The 16,831-nt window shown below is 58.3% G+C and carries 16 protein-coding genes; 14 read left to right on the plus strand and 2 right to left on the minus strand.

Translation table 11 applies throughout. The features are described 5' to 3' along the window. Positions 1-229: 229 nt before the first annotated feature. Positions 230-493 (minus strand): SHOCT domain-containing protein, encoded by a 264-nt coding sequence (locus tag MQE22_RS13290; protein WP_255789828.1) that lies wholly within the window; start codon positions 491-493, stop codon positions 230-232. A 414-nt stretch (positions 494-907) separates the two neighbouring features. Between MQE22_RS13290 and MQE22_RS13295 the strand changes: the two genes are divergently transcribed. The 9 genes from MQE22_RS13295 to MQE22_RS13335 all read left to right on the plus strand — a co-directional run bounded on the left by MQE22_RS13295 (position 908) and on the right by MQE22_RS13335 (position 10,848). After that, the gene (locus MQE22_RS13295) at positions 908-1,090 is read left to right on the plus strand and encodes a hypothetical protein (RefSeq protein WP_255789829.1); all 183 of its coding nucleotides are present in this window, start codon (positions 908-910) and stop codon (positions 1,088-1,090) included. A 542-nt stretch (positions 1,091-1,632) separates the two neighbouring features. Further along, a complete protein-coding gene (locus MQE22_RS13300; protein WP_255789830.1) occupies positions 1,633-2,943 on the plus strand; it encodes a TolC family protein in 1,311 nt (436 codons plus the stop codon). Then, a complete protein-coding gene (locus MQE22_RS13305) occupies positions 2,940-4,382 on the plus strand; it encodes an efflux RND transporter periplasmic adaptor subunit (protein WP_255789831.1) in 1,443 nt (480 codons plus the stop codon). Before MQE22_RS13300 ends, MQE22_RS13305 begins: the two co-directional genes overlap by 4 nt. Continuing rightward, positions 4,375-7,485: an efflux RND transporter permease subunit gene (locus MQE22_RS13310; RefSeq protein ID WP_255789832.1), complete on the plus strand. Its 3,111-nt coding sequence runs from the start codon at positions 4,375-4,377 to the stop codon at positions 7,483-7,485. The genes MQE22_RS13305 and MQE22_RS13310 overlap by 8 nt, the downstream gene beginning before the upstream one ends. A gap of 32 nt (positions 7,486-7,517) precedes the next feature. Next, entirely contained in the window at positions 7,518-8,249 is a 732-nt protein-coding gene (locus MQE22_RS13315) for an AIM24 family protein (RefSeq protein ID WP_255789833.1), read from the plus strand. Positions 8,250-8,307: 58 nt separating this feature from the next. After that, the gene (locus tag MQE22_RS13320) at positions 8,308-9,069 is read left to right on the plus strand and encodes a cytochrome b/b6 domain-containing protein (RefSeq protein ID WP_255789834.1); all 762 of its coding nucleotides are present in this window, start codon (positions 8,308-8,310) and stop codon (positions 9,067-9,069) included. A 214-nt stretch (positions 9,070-9,283) separates the two neighbouring features. Continuing rightward, complete coding sequence (locus MQE22_RS13325; protein WP_215861797.1) at positions 9,284-9,646, plus strand: copper-binding protein; 363 nt, start codon at positions 9,284-9,286, stop codon at positions 9,644-9,646. 126 nt (positions 9,647-9,772) lie between these two features. Beyond that, positions 9,773-10,081 (plus strand): hypothetical protein, encoded by a 309-nt coding sequence (locus tag MQE22_RS13330; protein ID WP_215861798.1) that lies wholly within the window; start codon positions 9,773-9,775, stop codon positions 10,079-10,081. Between the two features lie 560 nt (positions 10,082-10,641). Further along, the gene (locus tag MQE22_RS13335; RefSeq protein ID WP_014003705.1) at positions 10,642-10,848 is read left to right on the plus strand and encodes a cation efflux protein; all 207 of its coding nucleotides are present in this window, start codon (positions 10,642-10,644) and stop codon (positions 10,846-10,848) included. Positions 10,849-11,125: 277 nt separating this feature from the next. Here the strand turns inward: MQE22_RS13335 and cadR are convergent, their stop codons facing one another. Continuing rightward, positions 11,126-11,626, minus strand: coding sequence for a Cd(II)/Pb(II)-responsive transcriptional regulator (cadR, locus tag MQE22_RS13340; protein WP_343205851.1), 501 nt, complete (start codon positions 11,624-11,626; stop codon positions 11,126-11,128). 60 nt (positions 11,627-11,686) lie between these two features. On the opposite strand from cadR, the gene MQE22_RS13345 reads away from it, so the two are divergent. The 5 genes from MQE22_RS13345 (at position 11,687) to MQE22_RS13365 (ending at position 16,690) form a co-directional block, all read left to right on the plus strand. Further along, positions 11,687-12,643 carry a cation diffusion facilitator family transporter gene (locus MQE22_RS13345; protein ID WP_215861474.1) on the plus strand — a complete coding sequence of 319 codons (957 nt, stop codon included), beginning with the start codon at positions 11,687-11,689 and terminating at the stop codon, positions 12,641-12,643. Positions 12,644-13,116: 473 nt separating this feature from the next. Further along, positions 13,117-13,743, plus strand: coding sequence for a cation diffusion facilitator family transporter (locus MQE22_RS13350; RefSeq protein ID WP_215861473.1), 627 nt, complete (start codon positions 13,117-13,119; stop codon positions 13,741-13,743). Positions 13,744-14,116: 373 nt separating this feature from the next. Further along, a complete protein-coding gene (locus MQE22_RS13355) occupies positions 14,117-15,493 on the plus strand; it encodes an NRAMP family divalent metal transporter (protein ID WP_215861472.1) in 1,377 nt (458 codons plus the stop codon). A gap of 10 nt (positions 15,494-15,503) precedes the next feature. After that, positions 15,504-15,719 carry a hypothetical protein gene (locus MQE22_RS13360; protein ID WP_064217748.1) on the plus strand — a complete coding sequence of 72 codons (216 nt, stop codon included), beginning with the start codon at positions 15,504-15,506 and terminating at the stop codon, positions 15,717-15,719. A gap of 143 nt (positions 15,720-15,862) precedes the next feature. Then, a complete protein-coding gene (locus MQE22_RS13365; RefSeq protein WP_215861471.1) occupies positions 15,863-16,690 on the plus strand; it encodes a hypothetical protein in 828 nt (275 codons plus the stop codon). Positions 16,691-16,831: the final 141 nt, after the last annotated feature.

The following is a 16,831-nucleotide window of genomic DNA, read 5'->3' on the forward strand; positions in this document are numbered from 1 at the left end:
TTAGTGCGCGTTGAGCCTGATTCCATAGGTTAGCTATGGTAATGGGACAAACGTCCGATGAGCGGCGGAGCAAAAATAGAATGTCACACCCTATACACGGCTACGGCCTCGGCATCTGGAGATCCACATCCATGCCCCAGACTGGATCCTTAACCAACGAGATAAGCTTTCCACCGCTGCCCCACCTGTTGGTAGCGCATCCGGACCAGCTTCGGCGGATGGGAAAGCGCTATCGTTCCAGGTCGCGGCGCCTTTCCAGGTACTCATCCCTTCCAATTTCCCCACGAGCATAGCGCTCGTGGAGTACATCCAGCGCGGTGGTTTTCTCGCCACTCCGACTCCCGCGACCTGGGAAGGCCCGCACCAGCGACACGATCCCGGCAACGATGCCAAAAATCAGCAAGAGGCAAAGCAAACCCCAAAACAGGATCATGAATGCCGACCCGACCCAGCCGTAACCATTGAAAAAACCACCCATCATATAAGGCCACATTTCCTGTTCCTCATCGTGCTCGCTACACCATGGACGCAGAACTAACCCTCGCCGATAACCAGCTCACTTAAGGCTTCAGTGTAGTAGGCAGTGTCCACTTATTCCATCTTCTTTCAGGCTATCCAATGGATGGGGCCAGCCATCGGCGTCCTGGCGACTGAGGATATGGTCTGCGGAAGATCTTCGGCCACCCGTACCTTTGCTGCCAATGGCCTTCCCCCGGTTGACCGTTAGATATCGCCTCAGCTCACCTCTGCCTCGCGGTAACTTCGGTCCACATGTTGGTGACGGCGCCACACATAGATTGCCCAGATGCGATAGCGTTTCTCGCCGATCATGGCAACAGCCTCTTCCTTGTGTTCCTCCAAGCGCCGGACCCAGTGGGTGAGGGTTTGGGCGTAGTGGGGGACAGAAGTGTTTCACGTCCAGGATTTCAAGGTGCTGGCCGGCCATTTCGAGGACCACCCGCCAGAGATGGGGAATCTCGCCGTCGGGAAAGACTTGCAAACACCGACGGTTGGGGCGGTAAAAAAAACCGTAGATAAGGGGCACCTCAGTAAGGGCGGGAAGCGCGGCACTCAGTCGCGGCAGCATTGACATTTGATGGCCGTTGAGTTTTGATGACTAGACTAACGTCTCGAGATGGGAGTACTGTGCGCGTTTTTCGCCCGTTCGTTCGCCGGATAGCCTTTATGGTCTTGCTTCTACTGTTGCCTTGGATAGTGGCACCCGTAGACGCGGCTCCGGCGCTGTGCGCCCTGTCGATGACAGGGGTGGCCGCACACGGCACACAAATGCCGCGTTGCGAGCAGGCCCTTGGTGCTCCGGCTCAGCAGCAAGGCTCTTGCCTGACTGCTTGCTGCCACCACGATATGATGGCGCCGGTAGCGGAGAGTGCCAACAACATCACCCCCGCCATGTCGGCTCTCGCCGTTTCCGTTGCATCCTGGATTACTCTCTCTTCTCCTAAGCCCGTTCCACACTTTCTCCGCGTTGCGGCCCACACTGGTCTTCCCCCACTCTCCGCAGTTCGTTTTCTCATTTAGCCTCCCGCCTGAATCCGCAGTCCCGCGCGCATAAGCGCGCCGGACAGGAAATTCGCGTATTCGGCCCTAACTCGGGCCGTATGTGGAGGCTATATGAGCGATGTGCAAAGAAGTTCTGGAAATAAATATTTTCTAAAGTGGGTTGCGGCTATTTGCAGAGGCGCGGGGCCACTCTCCCTTCCCGCCATGCTGATGATGGTGTTCAGCCCTTATGCCAGTGCCGCCCCATTGAGCCTGCAGGGTGCTGAGGCTATTGCCCTGCGGCAAAACCCCGGTCTCGGCGCCCTAACCCAGAAGATCGCGGAATTACGGCATAAAGCCGTGGCCGTTGCCCAGTTGCCCGATCCGCATCTCGCCCTCGGCGCCGTGAACGTGCCCCTCAACAGCTTCTCCATGAACCAGCAGCAGATGAGCATGCTGAGCGTGGGCCTGAGTCAGACCTTTCCCTCCTTTGGTAAATTGGGGCTGGAAGGACAGCAGGCGGGGGTGGAGGCCCAGGCGGCCGCCGACACGCTGCGCGGCCAGTCTGCCGAGTTGGTGTTGTTGTTGCGCCGCGCCTGGCTGCAAGCCCTCTATGCCGAAGATGCCGTGGCAGCGGTCCGGCATCAGGAACAGTTGCAGGCCGAGAGTGTGCAAGCGGCGCTGGCGCTCTACCGGTCCGCTCAAGGGTCACAGGCCGAGGTACTCCGTGCCCAACTGGCGCGCGACAGTTTGGCCAATGACATCAGTCGCTTGCAGGCTGAGCGGGCGAGCGATCTGGCGCAAATCGCCCAGATCCTGAATCTGCGGGAACCGCCGTCCATAGAAAAGCAATGGCCGAACCTGCCACCCCCGCCCACCCTGGCTCAGGCGGAAGCCCGTCTTTCCGGCCAACCCCTCCTGCGGGCCGCCCAGGCGCAAACACGTTCCGCGCAAATTGGCGTGCAGGTAGCCAAGCGTGGCTATTGGCCGGAAGTCACGGTCAGTGTCGATTATGGTCAGGATTTCTATCCCGGCAGCCCCAACTGGCTGTCGGCGGGTGTTGACCTGAGCCTGCCCATATTTCCGGGAGACCGCCAGGACCAGGATGTCGCCGCAGCCCGGGCCAAGGCCCTGCAGGCGCAATACCGCTACGACGATCAACATCTTGCATTGACCCAGAAGACGCGCGCCACCTTCGCCCGTTACATAGCCCTCAAGACCCAGTTGGATCGGACCGATCAACGCCTGCTGCCCACCGCACGGAATGCCTTTTCCGCAACGCTCGCCGCCTACTCGGCGGGGCGCGCCGGACTGAACGCGGTGTTGCGCACCCAGAAAGATGTGTTGGACTACGCCCTGACCCGCCTGCAATACCGCCGCGACCTGGCCATCAGCGCCGCAGAACTGGATTTCCTCACTACCCAAGGAGAGATGCAACCATGAAGTCACGCAACTGGATTATCGGCATGGGTCTGCTCGTCCTTGGCGTAGCCCTTGGGGCGGGTGCGGCGTGGTGGCTGCGGGTCCCCGCCGCGGCACCGAGCGCCAACGTCGCCGCAACCCGGCCTCAGGAAAGCACATCCAAGGGACGGCACATCCTCTACTGGGCCGCACCCATGAACCCCAAGATCCATTCGAATCATCCGATGAAGGACAGTATGGGGATGGCCTATATCCCGGTCTATGCCTCCAGCCCGAACGCAAAAAAAGAGTCCGGTCTCAGCATCGATCCGCGCCTGGCGCAAAACCTGGGGGTACGCCTCGTGGCGGTGCAGCGCCGTCAGATGGGGCATGCCATCCATACCGTGGGCACCGTGGCGGTGGACGAGAATCGGGTCTATTCTGTCACTCCGCGTTTCTCCGGCTGGGTGACACGCTTGAATGTCCGCGCCGTGGGTGACCCCGTGCAACGCGGCCAGGTGCTCGCCGAGATATATTCTCCCGAGCTGTATAGCGCCCAACAGGAATATCTCATTGCCCGCCGCCAGGGTGGAGCGACGGAAGACCCGGCATTGCTGGCGGCAGCCAGGGCGAAATTACGGCTGCTGGGCATGCCGGAAGGCCAGATCGCGGCGCTCGCCCGGCGCGGCACGGCGGAGCGGGACGTGCCGCTCATGGCGCCCGCGTCCGGGGTGGTCGAAACCCTCAACGTGCGCCAGGGTGGTTACGTCTCGCCGCAGACGAATGTCTATGCAATCGCCAATCTCGACCGGGTATGGGTCAATGTGGCGCTCTACTCCTATCAGTTGCCCTGGGTACGGATCGGCAACCCCGTGCGCCTGCATCTGCCCGCCTATCCCGGCAAGACCTGGGAAGGACGTTTGAGCTTCCTCTATCCGACCCTCGACCCCAAAAGCCGGACGGTGACGGCCCGGCTGAGCTTTCCTAATCCCGGGGGAAACCTGCGCCCCGGCACCTATGCCGACGCCACTATTCTGGCCAGCCCCGAGGAGACCCTGGCGGTCCCCAGCAGCGCCGTACTGCGTACCGTTCAGGGGGATTATGTGATGCTGGGTGAGGATAATGGACATTTTCTGCCGGTCCAGGTTGCTCTGGGGCCGGAGGCCGACGGCTGGGTGGCCATCAACAAGGGACTTAAGACGGGGGACCGGGTAGTGGAAAGTGCCCAGTTCCTGCTCTATTCCGAATCCCAGTTCCAGTCCGTCAAGGCCCGTATGTTAGGGGGCAATACGGCGTCCACCACGAGTGCCGCGCCGGGCGTAGGGGTTTCCCAGCCGCAGAACATGACTCAGGGCCGGAAATCCTCTGCACTGGCCGCTCCCGCCGGGAATGCTGGTGCCCCGCCAACGCCAACGGCCTCATCCGGTCCGAGCGCCATGGCCGGGATGAACATGGGTCAGGGGGGCAAATCCCATGATTAGAGCGATCATGCGTTGGTGTATGGAAAACCGCTTGCTGGTCGTGATTGCCGTCCTGGTGTTGATCGTCGGCGGTACGCTGGCGGTGATCAACATCCCCCTGGAAGCGCTTCCCGACATCTCGCCCACCCAGGTCATCGTCAAGACCTCCTACCCGGGTCAGGCTCCGCAAATCATTCAGGACCAGGTCACCTATCCCCTGGAGACCACCCTGCAGGAGGTACCCGGTGCCCAGGCCGTGCGCGGCTACTCCATGTTCGGGGACTCCTATGTCTACGTCCTCTTCAAGAGTGGTACCAGCATCTATCAGGCCCGCAACCTGGTACTCCAATACCTGAGCCAGGTGCAGTCCAAGCTGCCGCCGGGGATCACACCGGCCCTGGGGCCCAACAGTTCGGGGGTGGACTGGATCTTCGAGTATGCCCTCAGCGACCCCGGCGGGACCTTGAATCTGGCCCAGCTCACCACCTTGCAGAACTGGTTCCTCAAGTACGAATTGCAGGGCATCCCCGGCGTCGCGGAGGTGGCCACGGTGGGAGGGATGGTGCAGGAGTACCAGGTGGTCGTGAATCCACAAAAACTTCTCGCCTACCACCTGACCCTGCCGGCGGTGGAGGCCGCCATCCGGGCGGCTAACGGGGAGACCAGCGGCTCGGTGGTGGACATGGGAGATGCCAGTTATATCGTCCGCACCTCGGGCTATATCCATTCCCTGAAAGACCTGCAAGATGCGTCGCTGGCCGTACGCAACGATGTGCCCATCACGCTGCGGGAGGTGGCCCGTGTGCAGTTGGGCCCGCAGTTGCCCAATGGCATCGCCGATCTCAACGGCCAGGGCCAGGTGGTGGGCGGAATCGTGATGATGAACCAGGGCGGCAACGCCTATGCCCTCATCCACCAGATCGAGCGCAAGCTGAAGGACATCAAGCCCTCCCTGCCCAAGGGCGTGCAGGTCGTCACGACCTATAGCCAGGCCCCGCTCATCCAGCGCAGCATTCATACCCTGACCGGCAAGCTGCTGGAAGAATCCCTGGCGGTGGCGCTCATTTCCCTGCTCTTCCTGCTGCGTGCGCGTTCGGCGCTGGTGGCCCTCGTCGCCCTGCCGCTGGGAATACTGGCCGCCATCCTTATCATGTGGGCCATGGGTGTCCCCGCCAACATCATGTCCCTGGGCGGCATCGCCATTGCCATCGGTGTGATGATGGATGCCCCCGTGGTCATGATCGAAAACATGCATAAGCACTTGGAACACAACCCCGGCGTCGACCCCTGGGCGGCGGCCATGGCGGCGGCGGCGGAGGTCGGTCCGGCCCTGTTCTTCTCGCTGATCATCATCGCCGTTTCCTTCCTGCCGGTCTTCGCCCTGGGCGGCGAGGAGGGCAAGCTCTTCGCGCCGCTCGCCTTCACCAAGACCTTTTCCGTGGCCGCCGCCGCCATCCTTTCCATAACCGTGGTGCCCATTCTCATGGCATGGTTCATCCGCGGTCGCATCCGCCCTGAAAACAAAAACCCCCTGAATCGGGTCCTGGCTTTCCTCTACCGTCCGGTCATCCACGGTGTCCTGCGCGCCCCCTGGATTATTTTGATCCTTGCCCTGCTGCTCACGGCCACCCTCTACTACCCCTGGAACCGCCTGGGGTCGGAATTTATGCCGCCACTGAACGAGGGGACGCTGCTCTATATGCCGGTCACTCAGGACCCGGCGGTTTCCATCGGCGAGGCCGCCACGCTCCTGCAGCAGACGGACCGCATCCTCAAGACCTTCCCCGAAGTGAAAACGATCTTCGGCGAGGCGGGACGGGCCCAGACGGCGACGGACCAATCGCCCCTGTCCATGTTCGATACGGTGGTGAATTTAAAGAATCCCGACCAGTGGCCAGCCGGGATGACGATGCAGAAGCTGCAAAGCAAGATGAACAAAGCCATGAGTATTCCCGGCCTGTCGAATATCTGGACACAGCCGCTCAAGGGACGGGTGGACATGCTGACTACCGGTCTACAGACACCACTAGGCATTAAAATCGGCGGAACGGATCTCGATACCCTGAACCGCCTGGGGCAGGAACTCCAGACCGTCCTGCGCAAGGTACCCGGCACCCAGAGCGCCTATGCGGCACAGGTCACCGGCGGCCGCTACATCGTCGTTCACACCGACCGCGCCAAGGCCGCCCGCTATGGCCTATCGGTGGCGGATGTGAACCGTCTCGTGGAGACGGCCATCGGTGGCGAGGTCCTGACCACCGCGGTACAAGGACTGGAACGCTTCCCAGTGGATCTCCGTTACCCCCGGGAACTGCGCCAGTCCCTGGCCACCCTGATGGAAAGCCGCATCGCAGCTCCCGATGGCGCCCAGATCCCTCTGGCCCAGGTAGCCGATCTCCGGATCGAGGGCGGGCCTGCCATGCTTACCAGCGACAACAGTCGCCTGAACAGTTGGATCTATATCGACCCGAAGCCTGGCACCAACATCGGTGCCTATGTACCCCGCGCCAAAGCGGCGATTGCGAAAGCCGTCCGTCTCCCAGGAGGTTATACCGTCTCCTGGGTAGGCCAGTATCAGGTCATGGAGCAGGCCGCCAAGCGCCTGGAGCTGGTCATTCCTGCCGTCATTCTGCTGATCGCCCTGCTCCTCTACTTCAACTTTAAAAACTGGGTGGAGGTAGCCATCATCCTGCTCACCCTGCCCTTATCTCTGGTGGGCGGCTTCTGGCTCGTCTATTGGCTGGACTACAAGCTCTCGGTGGCGGTGGCGGTGGGTTTCATCGCCCTGGCGGGCGTGGCGGCGGAATTCGGGGTGGTGATGCTCCTCTACCTGGATCAGGCCCTCATCCGGCGGCAGGCGCGTGACGCCTTGCAGAACTGGCACGACCTTCGGCTCGCCGTCATCGAGGGGACCATGCTGCGCCTGCGGCCCCTGGCCATGACCTTGACCCTGGTGGTGGGTGGCCTCTTACCCATCATGTTCAGCCATGGCGCCGGCGCCGATGTGATGAAGCGCATTGCCGCGCCCATGGTGGGCGGCATGTTCAGCGCCGCGTTACTGGCGCTGCTGGTGATCCCCGCCCTCTACGCCCTGTGGCAAAAGCGGCGATTGGGCCTGCGGTGATGATGGCGCGCGAAGTGCAGAAGGAGAAGTTCGTGGCAACACTAACGAAGCGTAGGCGTGGAGGATCGATGATGGAACCGAAATTATTGACATCGGCGAAGGTGGAAGGTGGGGGGCATGCTGGGATCCGCTTCCGTTTGGAAGGGGAATTAACCCCGATATTGACGTTGGACTTGGACCCTTTGAGTTTTGTGCTCTTCGAGCATCACACCCTATTGTGGAAAGACCCGAAAACCGTCATTTCGGCCACGTCGCCAAAAACCGCACGAAGTTTCTGGGACCATCCGTCGTGGCTGATGATGGCATCCGGACCCGGGTCACTGAGTCTCAGCCGGGATTGCGTCGGCAAGATATTCGGGGTGAGCCTGCATGACGGAAATACCTTGTTGGCACCCGCCCCGCACTTTCTGGCGGCGAGCGGCGCGGTCCACATCGAGAGCTTCTCCGGCGGAAGCGACGGACCTTGGGTCACAGGGGACGCTACGCCAAGCGTTGATCGCTTTTCCGTGGCGGGCGACGCGGAGGGGTTGGTTTGGCTGCATGGTCACGGTGATGTCTGGGAACTCACGCTGGCAAAAGGGGAGTCTTTGGACCTGGATCCGGGGGCATGGATCGCTCGTGATCCCTCGATCCAATGGGAACCCATCGGACTGGGATCGCTTTCTACGGATCTGGCCGCAGGAGCGAACTGGGGCATATGCCGCGCACAGGGCCCCGGGACCATCTGGATGCAAAGCGGCGGAGTCGGCCCTGCGCGATGGTGAGGGCTGTTCCACGGATATTTGTGGGCCTGGTCAATGATACGCAGATCCTGGAGGAAGTATGAAATCGACAACGGATAACCGTTATATCCTGCACCCTGTCTGGGACCCGTTGCTGCGGGCACTGCATTGGTGGATGGCGCTTGCCATGATGGCGCAATTCACCTCAGGCGCTACCCTCCTGGCCTTGGGTAACGACATGTCTGACACCCTGATGGGGAAGATCGACATCATCCATTATGTCGGCGGCTATGCTTTCGCCGCCGGGCTGGTGGTGCGCATCATCTGGCTCTTTGTCGGCCCGCCGACGGCGCGCTGGCGCGACCTCCTGCCCCTGACGTCAGCCCAGCGCCGCATCTGGCGGGAAACCCTCTCCTGTTATCTGAGCGGCTTCCGCCGCCCGATTTCTCCCTATCGGGGGCATAACGCTTTCGCCGGTCCTGCCTACCTCGCCTTTTTCCTGATTGCCGTGGCGCAGATCGCCTTGGGAATCAGCCTCTCGCTTATGCCGGATAGTGAAGCGATGCACTCCCCGTTGATGGTGATGCATGAATGGGGTTTCTTTCTGTTGCTTGCCTTCGTCATTGTCCATGTGGCGCTCGTGATGGCGCACGAGATCGCGGGCCGCCACGGTTTGATATCGGCCATGATCCACGGCCACAAGGGGTTCACCGAGTCGGAACACCAAGCCCTTCTTACCGATTGGAACGCTGGGATCAGTATCCAGGCGGACCCGAGCGGCGGGACGGAAGATCTGGACGATATTACTTCAAAAACGGGCACTTCGAAAAACTCCGCCGAACGAAAAGTCGACCAAAAATAATCAAATGGTTACAGCTCGGCATCCTGCAAAAACTAGGGTTTTTCGAAGTGCCATAACAGAGATGTCACGAAAATCAGGCATGAGTGATGGATAGGCGAGTGGTACGGACGCGCAATTTCGCCGTGGGTGGAAAAAGGCCAACTGGAAATTGTTGCCATAACCAGGTGCTTAGACTTTGATAAACGAACAGTTCACCAACAGCAAGGAGACGAACATGAAACGTTTTTATTTCACCCTCATCCTAGCGTGTTCGGCAGCGGTCACGCTTCCGGCTTATGCGGCCATGGGCAACATGCCAAGCATGGACAATATGGGCACCGTATCAGGCCAAGCGACCAAGGCCCAGACCTTCATGGGGCAGGGTAAAATCAACAGCATCAATCCTGATGCGAACACGGTCAACATTGCCATGGGTCCCGTCAAGGCCCTTGGTTGGCCCAGTATGTCAATGAATTTCCTGCTCCAGAACACGGCCATGCTCAACGGCTACAAGGCCGGAGAAATGGTGAATTTCAGTTTCGCAAAGGATACCGCCGGGGGGTACGTCATCACCAGGATCACGCCGGTCAAACAATGAAAATACGGAGTAACCCTGTAATCCAGCCAAGTCGGAACCTCTGGAAATAGCACTGATATATTATCGAGTTATATCATCCACTGGATCGTTACTAAATTCATCTGAGTCAATACAGGAAGATTCGCCATGACACCGGGAACACCCCACCAAGAGACATGCAAAGAAATACGGATCATGACAATCAGACTTCGCCATGCTGCCCTGCGGGGTTTTATGATGACGATTCTTATGACCGCACCATTATCTGCCTATGCACGCGAAGATCATGCGCCAACCAATCCGAGGTATGAGACAAAAATACTGACAGATAAAGCAGAATATTTAACGTACACCATGATTGTACAGATCAAGGATGGTCACTGGAAGGAAGTCGTTAAGGACGCCCAAAAGGTTGCCGAGATTGGCAAACGAATACAGGCAATAAACACTTATTGATGTGGCCACCAGCGCCATTAGACCTTCGTGACGAGCAGGAACGCTAGCATCTATCAGCCGGATGGCTTGGTGTAACGGGACGATGCCTTTGTGGGCGAGGGACGGTCGGACGGGAAATTGGTCGTGGCGCTGAAAGGTAAAACTCCCGTCATTTTGGCCGTCGAAAGTTCAGGAAAGAATGCATGCTTAATTCTAAAAACAGCAGTTCCCTTTCGCTGAAATCATGAGATTCACCTGATAGGATGGGTTTTTCGTTGTGAAGATGGTTACCCAACGGCTGACCACTTGGCGGTTTGCTTCTCATGGTCTTTGGGGGTGGAAACACACTTGGACGGGCACGGACTGCTTGCGGTGCTACTGCAGAACCGCAAGCCCACCGTCATCGGGTAAAGGCTGCGCGGGATACAGCCAGCAGTGCGCTGCCGCTTGTTGGCGTAAGGCAAAATCACCATAACGGATTTTAGAGTTATTTTGGTGAGGTATTCGGGTATATATTCGTCGAACAGCCGGTACAGAGGTTACGCTACCGCCAGGTACAGCAAACTCAAGGAATACCACAAATGGCTAATTGCTGTGAAGACAAAAGCTGCGAGATCGCCAATGTCGGTGTCTTACTAGCCGCCAGCAGCATTTACCTGCTTGTGCTTGCCTCGCGCTGGCCGGACATCATCGTCGGTGCCCTTATCTCCGGCGTGTTTCTCAGCTCCGCGCTTAATGTCCTGCGGCAATCCTTGCAAGCGCTACGTGCGCCCGTTTCATCCCGTTAAGGCGTGCAGCGGTTCGGCTTGCTCGGACAAGCCGTGACCGAAAGAAATCAGACAACAGCTTTGGACAAGGGGTTAACCGGGCTTTACGTTCCGGGCTCCCCCAAACCCCAATAGCGATAACTCCAAAAGCCAGCTTGAAAACCAAGGTTTTGTGACGGCATGGGCACCCGTTCCCGATGGCGCCCGGTGTCCGCCACTGGCACCCGCATCGTCACCAACCCTTAACCCACGACCACCCTCACACTCCCAATATGCACCATCTGCATGAATGAAGGCCTTAGGAGATTTCTATGACCTCCGGGCTGTTCGGGGCCGAACCGCCGTGGCACACACACCCTTCCCCTTGGGCAGCGGTCACCAACTCATGCAGGATACCGCATTCGGCGGTGGTATGCCGCCCGTGGCAGCATCCGCGCAGTTGCTCAAGCTGCCTCGCCAGCGCTTGTAGCGATTGGAGCCGTCCCTGTACATGAGCCAGATGCGTATTGATCAACCGATCCACGTCCAGGCAATCGTCCAGCGGATGATCCAGCAGATGCAAGAGTCGCTGCACGTCCGCGAGTGGCATGTCCAGCGCCCGACAGTGGCGAATAAAGGCAAGCCGTTCCAGATGCGCGGGGCCATAAGCTCGATAGCCGTTCGCCCGCCGAACTGGCGCGGGCAAGAGGCCTATCCGTTCATAATAACGGATGGTCTCTGGATCCACGCCCGTGGCCTGCCTAAGTTCGCCAATTCGCATATCATCCCCCCAAAAAGAGCAGTATAAATCCTTGACCATGTAGTGACTACAAGGTTTTTAATGGCAATTCATTCGGATTTTTGCAGAGAAGGATGATGTATGGCACACGATTCTCATGACCATGCCGGCCATACCGCTGGTCGCCATCATACCCACGCGCATAGCCATGCCCACGGTCCGGCAAACTACGGCCGCGCTTTTGCCATCGGGGTGGCGCTCAACCTGAGCTTCGTGCTGGCTGAGGTCGTGTTTGGGATGATTGGACATTCCCTGGCTTTGCTGGCGGATGCCGGACATAACATGAGTGACATCCTGGGCTTACTCATGGCTTGGGGCGCCACGGCACTGTCTCGCCGCCAGCCCTCGGCGCGCTTTACCTACGGGCTGCGCAGCTCGTCTATTCTGGTGGCTCTGGCCAATGCCGTATTCCTTTTGGTGGTGACTGGCGGGATCGCCTGGGAAGCGATTCAGCGCCTGCTGCATCCCACGCCCGTGGCAAGCGACATAGTCATTGGCGTCGCAGCCTTCGGAGTGGCGATCAATACTGGGACCGCCCTGCTGTTCATGGCGGGGCGCAAGGGCGATCTGAATATCCGGGCGGCATTTCTGCACATGGCGGGCGATGCCGCTGTATCGCTCGGGGTGGTCCTGGCGGGGATCGGGATGCTGTTTACTGGCTGGTTTTGGCTGGATCCCACGGTCAGCCTGCTCATCAGCGCGGTGATCGTGATCACCACCTGGGGCTTGCTGAGGGACTCCCTCAACCTGACCCTGCACGGCGTGCCCGAAGGAATCGAAACCCAGGCGGTACGCGCCTATCTCGCCGCCCTGCCGGATGTGGCGGCGGTACATGACCTGCACATTTGGGCCATGAGCACCACCGAAACGGCGCTGACCGTGCATCTGGTCATGCCCAACGGCTACCCCGGAGACGCGCTCCTGAACCGGATCAGCAATGAATTGCAGAGGCGCTTTCGCATCGACCACCCCACCTTGCAGGTGGAGGCTGGCGATCCGGCCCACCCGTGCGCACTGGCGCCGGATCATCGGGTTTGAGATTTTCCGGAAGGTTTATGCAAGGATCCAAGAATATGGCTTCGAGAAGATTTCTTTTCCACAATTATAGATACTCTGAAGACCAATGTCCTCAGGGGATTAGGAAAGAGACAGGATATGCCATCAACACCTTTGAGGATCGGCTTGTCATAAACTCCGGTACTTGGTATTCAAGCGATATCGCCGACCGGCTGATCATATCGCCAATGCAAGCCGATGTTCGGCCCTTCAAATCCTCATCACCTGTACCTAATCAGTACAGATCGTTGAACAAGTATTTCTTCGGTATGGGGGCTATGGCCTGAATCAAAACTATTGAGGAAAAGGTCATGAACCCGACTGGAGCCCGAGGGCCCACCCCCGAAGAAGCCCAAGACCGCCTCGCCCGCTTCGGCTCCCACCAGAAATATCGAGGAAGCAGAATATTTAACGTACGCTACCGCTAGGTACAGCAAACTCAAGGGATCCCACAAATGGCTAATTGCTGTGAAGACAAAAGCTGCGAGATAGACGCCATGCGCGACAGTCACAGGCGTGTACTGTGGATCGTGCTCGCCATCAACGCTGTCATGTATTTCGTGGAAGGCTCGGCGGGCCTAATCGCCCATTCAATTTCGCTGCTGGCGGACGCGCTGGACATGCTGGGCGATGCCTTGGTGTATGGGTTCAGCCTCTTCGCGCTGGCACGGTCGGCGCGCCGACAGACAGTTGCTGTCTTGGTAAAGGGCGGCTTCATGCTCGCCTTTGGGCTTGGTGTGCTGGGGACTGCGGCCTACAAGGCGTTTCACCCCGTCATGCCGGGTATAGAAACGATGGGAATCGTCGGCATGCTGGCACTCATCGCTAATCTTGCGTGTTTTTTTCTTCTGTACCGATCCCGTGGCCACAACCTAAACATGAGTTCCAGTTGGCTGTGCTCTCGAAATGACTTGATCGCCAATGTCGGTGTCTTACTAGCCGCCAGCAGCATTTACCTGCTTGCCTCGCGCTGGCCGGACATCATCGTCGGTGCCCTTATCTCCAGCGTGTTTCTCAGCTCCGCGCTTAATGTCCTGCGGCAATCCTTGCAAGCGCTACGTGCGCCCGTTTCATCCCGTTAAACCGTGCAGCGGTTCGGCTTGCACGGACAAGCCGTGACCGAAAGAAATCAGACAACAGCTTTGGACAAGGGGTTAACCCGGTTTTACGTTCCGTTGCTCCCTAAACCCCAATAGCAAAAACCCATGGTTGACATCTCCGTTTTCTACCGGTACAAAGGCCCCTGAATTCTTCACACAGGAGGGCCAGCGACTTGGACAGTGACCCTAGTTGCTTTCACAAAGCACCGTTGCAGTTCGTAGATCGGGTCATCCTGGCATAGTTGCTGTTGCCATCACCCGGTCCTCGGGTGATGGAATATTTCCATTCATTATCGTTGTTTTGTGCGCGCCGCCGTGAGTGCGTCCCAGTCGCATGCCCGTAAAGGAGCATACGATGGCGACAGAGGTACAAACCAAAAATATCACTAACCTGTTGGCATCACTTCCCGAGGATCAGCGCCACCGGGTGGCTGACCGCTGGCGGGTCCACCAGCAACGGGAAGCATTGATTCAGCGCTCTTCCTTTTGGAAACGGCTCTGGCTCTTTCTCACCCTCATCGGGCCAGGAATTCTCGTTATGATCGCGGATAATGATGCTGGTGGGGTGATCACCTACGCCCAAACCGGCGCCGCCTACGGGATCGGATTTTTCATTCCGTTTCTCATCCTCATGGTCCCGGTGGCCTATGTGGTGCAGGAGATGACCGTCCGTCTTGGCGCAGTGACACACCGCGGGCATGCCGAAATGATCTGGGGTCGTTATGGCCCTTTTTGGGGCGCCTTTTCCCTCTTCGATCTGGTCGTCGCCAACATCCTCACCCTCGTTACAGAATTCATCGGTATCACCATAGGGATGAAGATGTTTGGCGTGCCCGCTGTTTGGAGCGCATTGGGCGGATTTTTCATCGTTGCAGGAGTGCTTTTATTTTTGCGTTATCACACCTGGGAACGGGTGGCGCTTTGGGTTGCTGTTGGAAACTTGATTTTTGTCCCGCTGGCCATTGCTTCCCATCCACACTGGGGACAGGTGGTAAAGGCCTTGGGGAGCTGGCACATCCCTGCGGGTATCGCGGTAAGCGGCTTTGTTTATGTGATTCTCGCAAACCTGGGCACGACGATTGCGCCATGGATGCTCTTTTTCCAGCAATCGAGCGTGGTAGACAAAGGCCTGACAGAAAAGGATATCCCCATTGGCCAGGCCGACACCGCCATTGGCACCATTCTGATGGGGCTGGTCGCCATAGCCTTGGTTGCCCTGACAGGATCTTGGGTGTATGGGTTGTCCGGCGCGGGAAATTTCGGAATACACCGTATCATGGCAGCTCTTGCACATAGCCCAATCGGGTCTGTCGGTACCGCGCTCTTTGGGCTGGGACTGGTCGAGGCCGGTCTGATTGCCGCCATCGCGATTACCGCAAGCACTTCCTGGGCCGTGGGCGAGGCGCTTAAACTGCCGCGAAGCATCAATTTACGGCCTCAACATGCACTCCCGTTCTATTTGTCTGGGCTTCTAGGTACGGCTTTGGCGGCCTTGATCGTCCTGCTCCCACATGCTCCTTTGGGATTTTTGAACCTCACCGTTCAAGTGGTCGCCTCCATCTTCATGCCAGCGGCAATGATGTTCCTGCTGCTATTGCTGAACGACCCTGAAATCATGGGTCAGCATGTGAATCGTCCTTGGCAGAATATGGCGGCATTCAGCATTGTGGGTTTACTGATGGTCGCCGACGGTCTCTATGGATTTACGGTGGTTTTCCCTCACGCACTTTAGGAGATGGCACATGCAAAATAAAGACTATTATCCTGACCCCAAGGAAACATTGGATGTCTCTGATGACTTTGCAAGCTTTCTTCAGGCAGAAGGGGGCGGAGAGTTGGCGCCATTATCCCGTGCACCCGTTCAAGGTGCGGTGAAAACCGCGTTTTGGGGGCTGCGGCTCTACATCGTCGCCATGCTGATACTGGTGGCGATTGGTTTTACCCGCGGGATGCATTGATTAGGGTGCGGGCTTATTAAGGAGGTGCCACAAATTGGGCAGTAAACGTTATATTTTATATTCATATACGAAAATTGTCTGTTTCTAAGCATAACCGCTGATTCGTGGGAGTGCCCTGGCAGGCATTTTGAAAAGGAACCAACATGAATAAAATAAATTTTTTCCCTATTACCGCCTTGCTGGCAACGCTTATCATGAGCATCCAAGCCGTACGTGCAGATGATGCCGTCCAAAATCCCTGCACCGGACCATCCGCATTACTCGCTCTGCTAGATCGGCCCACGGTGTCTGACAGCGCGTGCGTGGTGCAATACGGCCAAGCCGTACTGGAAGCTGGTTACCAACACGCCAACCTTACGGGAACCGGAGGCGGCACTGCCGATAATTTCCCCGAGGCGGAATTGCGCTTTGGCCTGCCGGGCCACAACGAATTCGTCCTGCTGCCGCCCAACGACAATCTCCAGCAGGTCCCAGGCAGCCCACATCTCCAGGGGTTCTCGGCCACCACGGTCGGCATCAAGCACGAATTGGGCTATACCAAACACTGGCTGGGGGCCGTGGAAAGCTTGTTTACCCTACCCTCCGGGAGCCCGGCGTTTGGCAGCCGGGGGACAGGAGTAGCCTTTAACGGCATCGTTACCTATGCCCCAAGCGACGACACCGGGATATCCTTGCAATTGGGCGTCACATCTCAGACCAATCCCGCACTCGCAGGAGGTGGTCGCTTCACCAGCGTTAATCCGGACATCACCTTTACCTGGTTGCCCTTGTGGAATCTGCAGTTCTATGGCGAGGTCTACGGACAAAGCCGCACGGGGCCGGGCCTGTGGTCCGGTTTTGATGCGGACGGCGGTGTGCAGTACCTGCTGACCCCCTCCTGTGAGATAGACCTCGAAGAAGGTGTGCGCCTGAGCGGAAACCTAGGTGGATTTACCCATTACTTCGGGGCAGGGATGGGTTTCCTGTTCTGATCCGTTAGGGTCCTTAAACAAAAGGGTATCAGATGTCCTGACAATGCAGCCGCCCCTCGCTCGCCGTAACAAGGCATTGCAAAGCGATGGGGGTGCGACAATTTGCCGCATGTAACCGTATCCGTATTAACTGTAAGATAA

This window comes from Acidithiobacillus sp. YTS05, from assembly GCF_024396695.1.
Taxonomy (GTDB): domain Bacteria; phylum Pseudomonadota; class Gammaproteobacteria; order Acidithiobacillales; family Acidithiobacillaceae; genus Igneacidithiobacillus; species Igneacidithiobacillus copahuensis.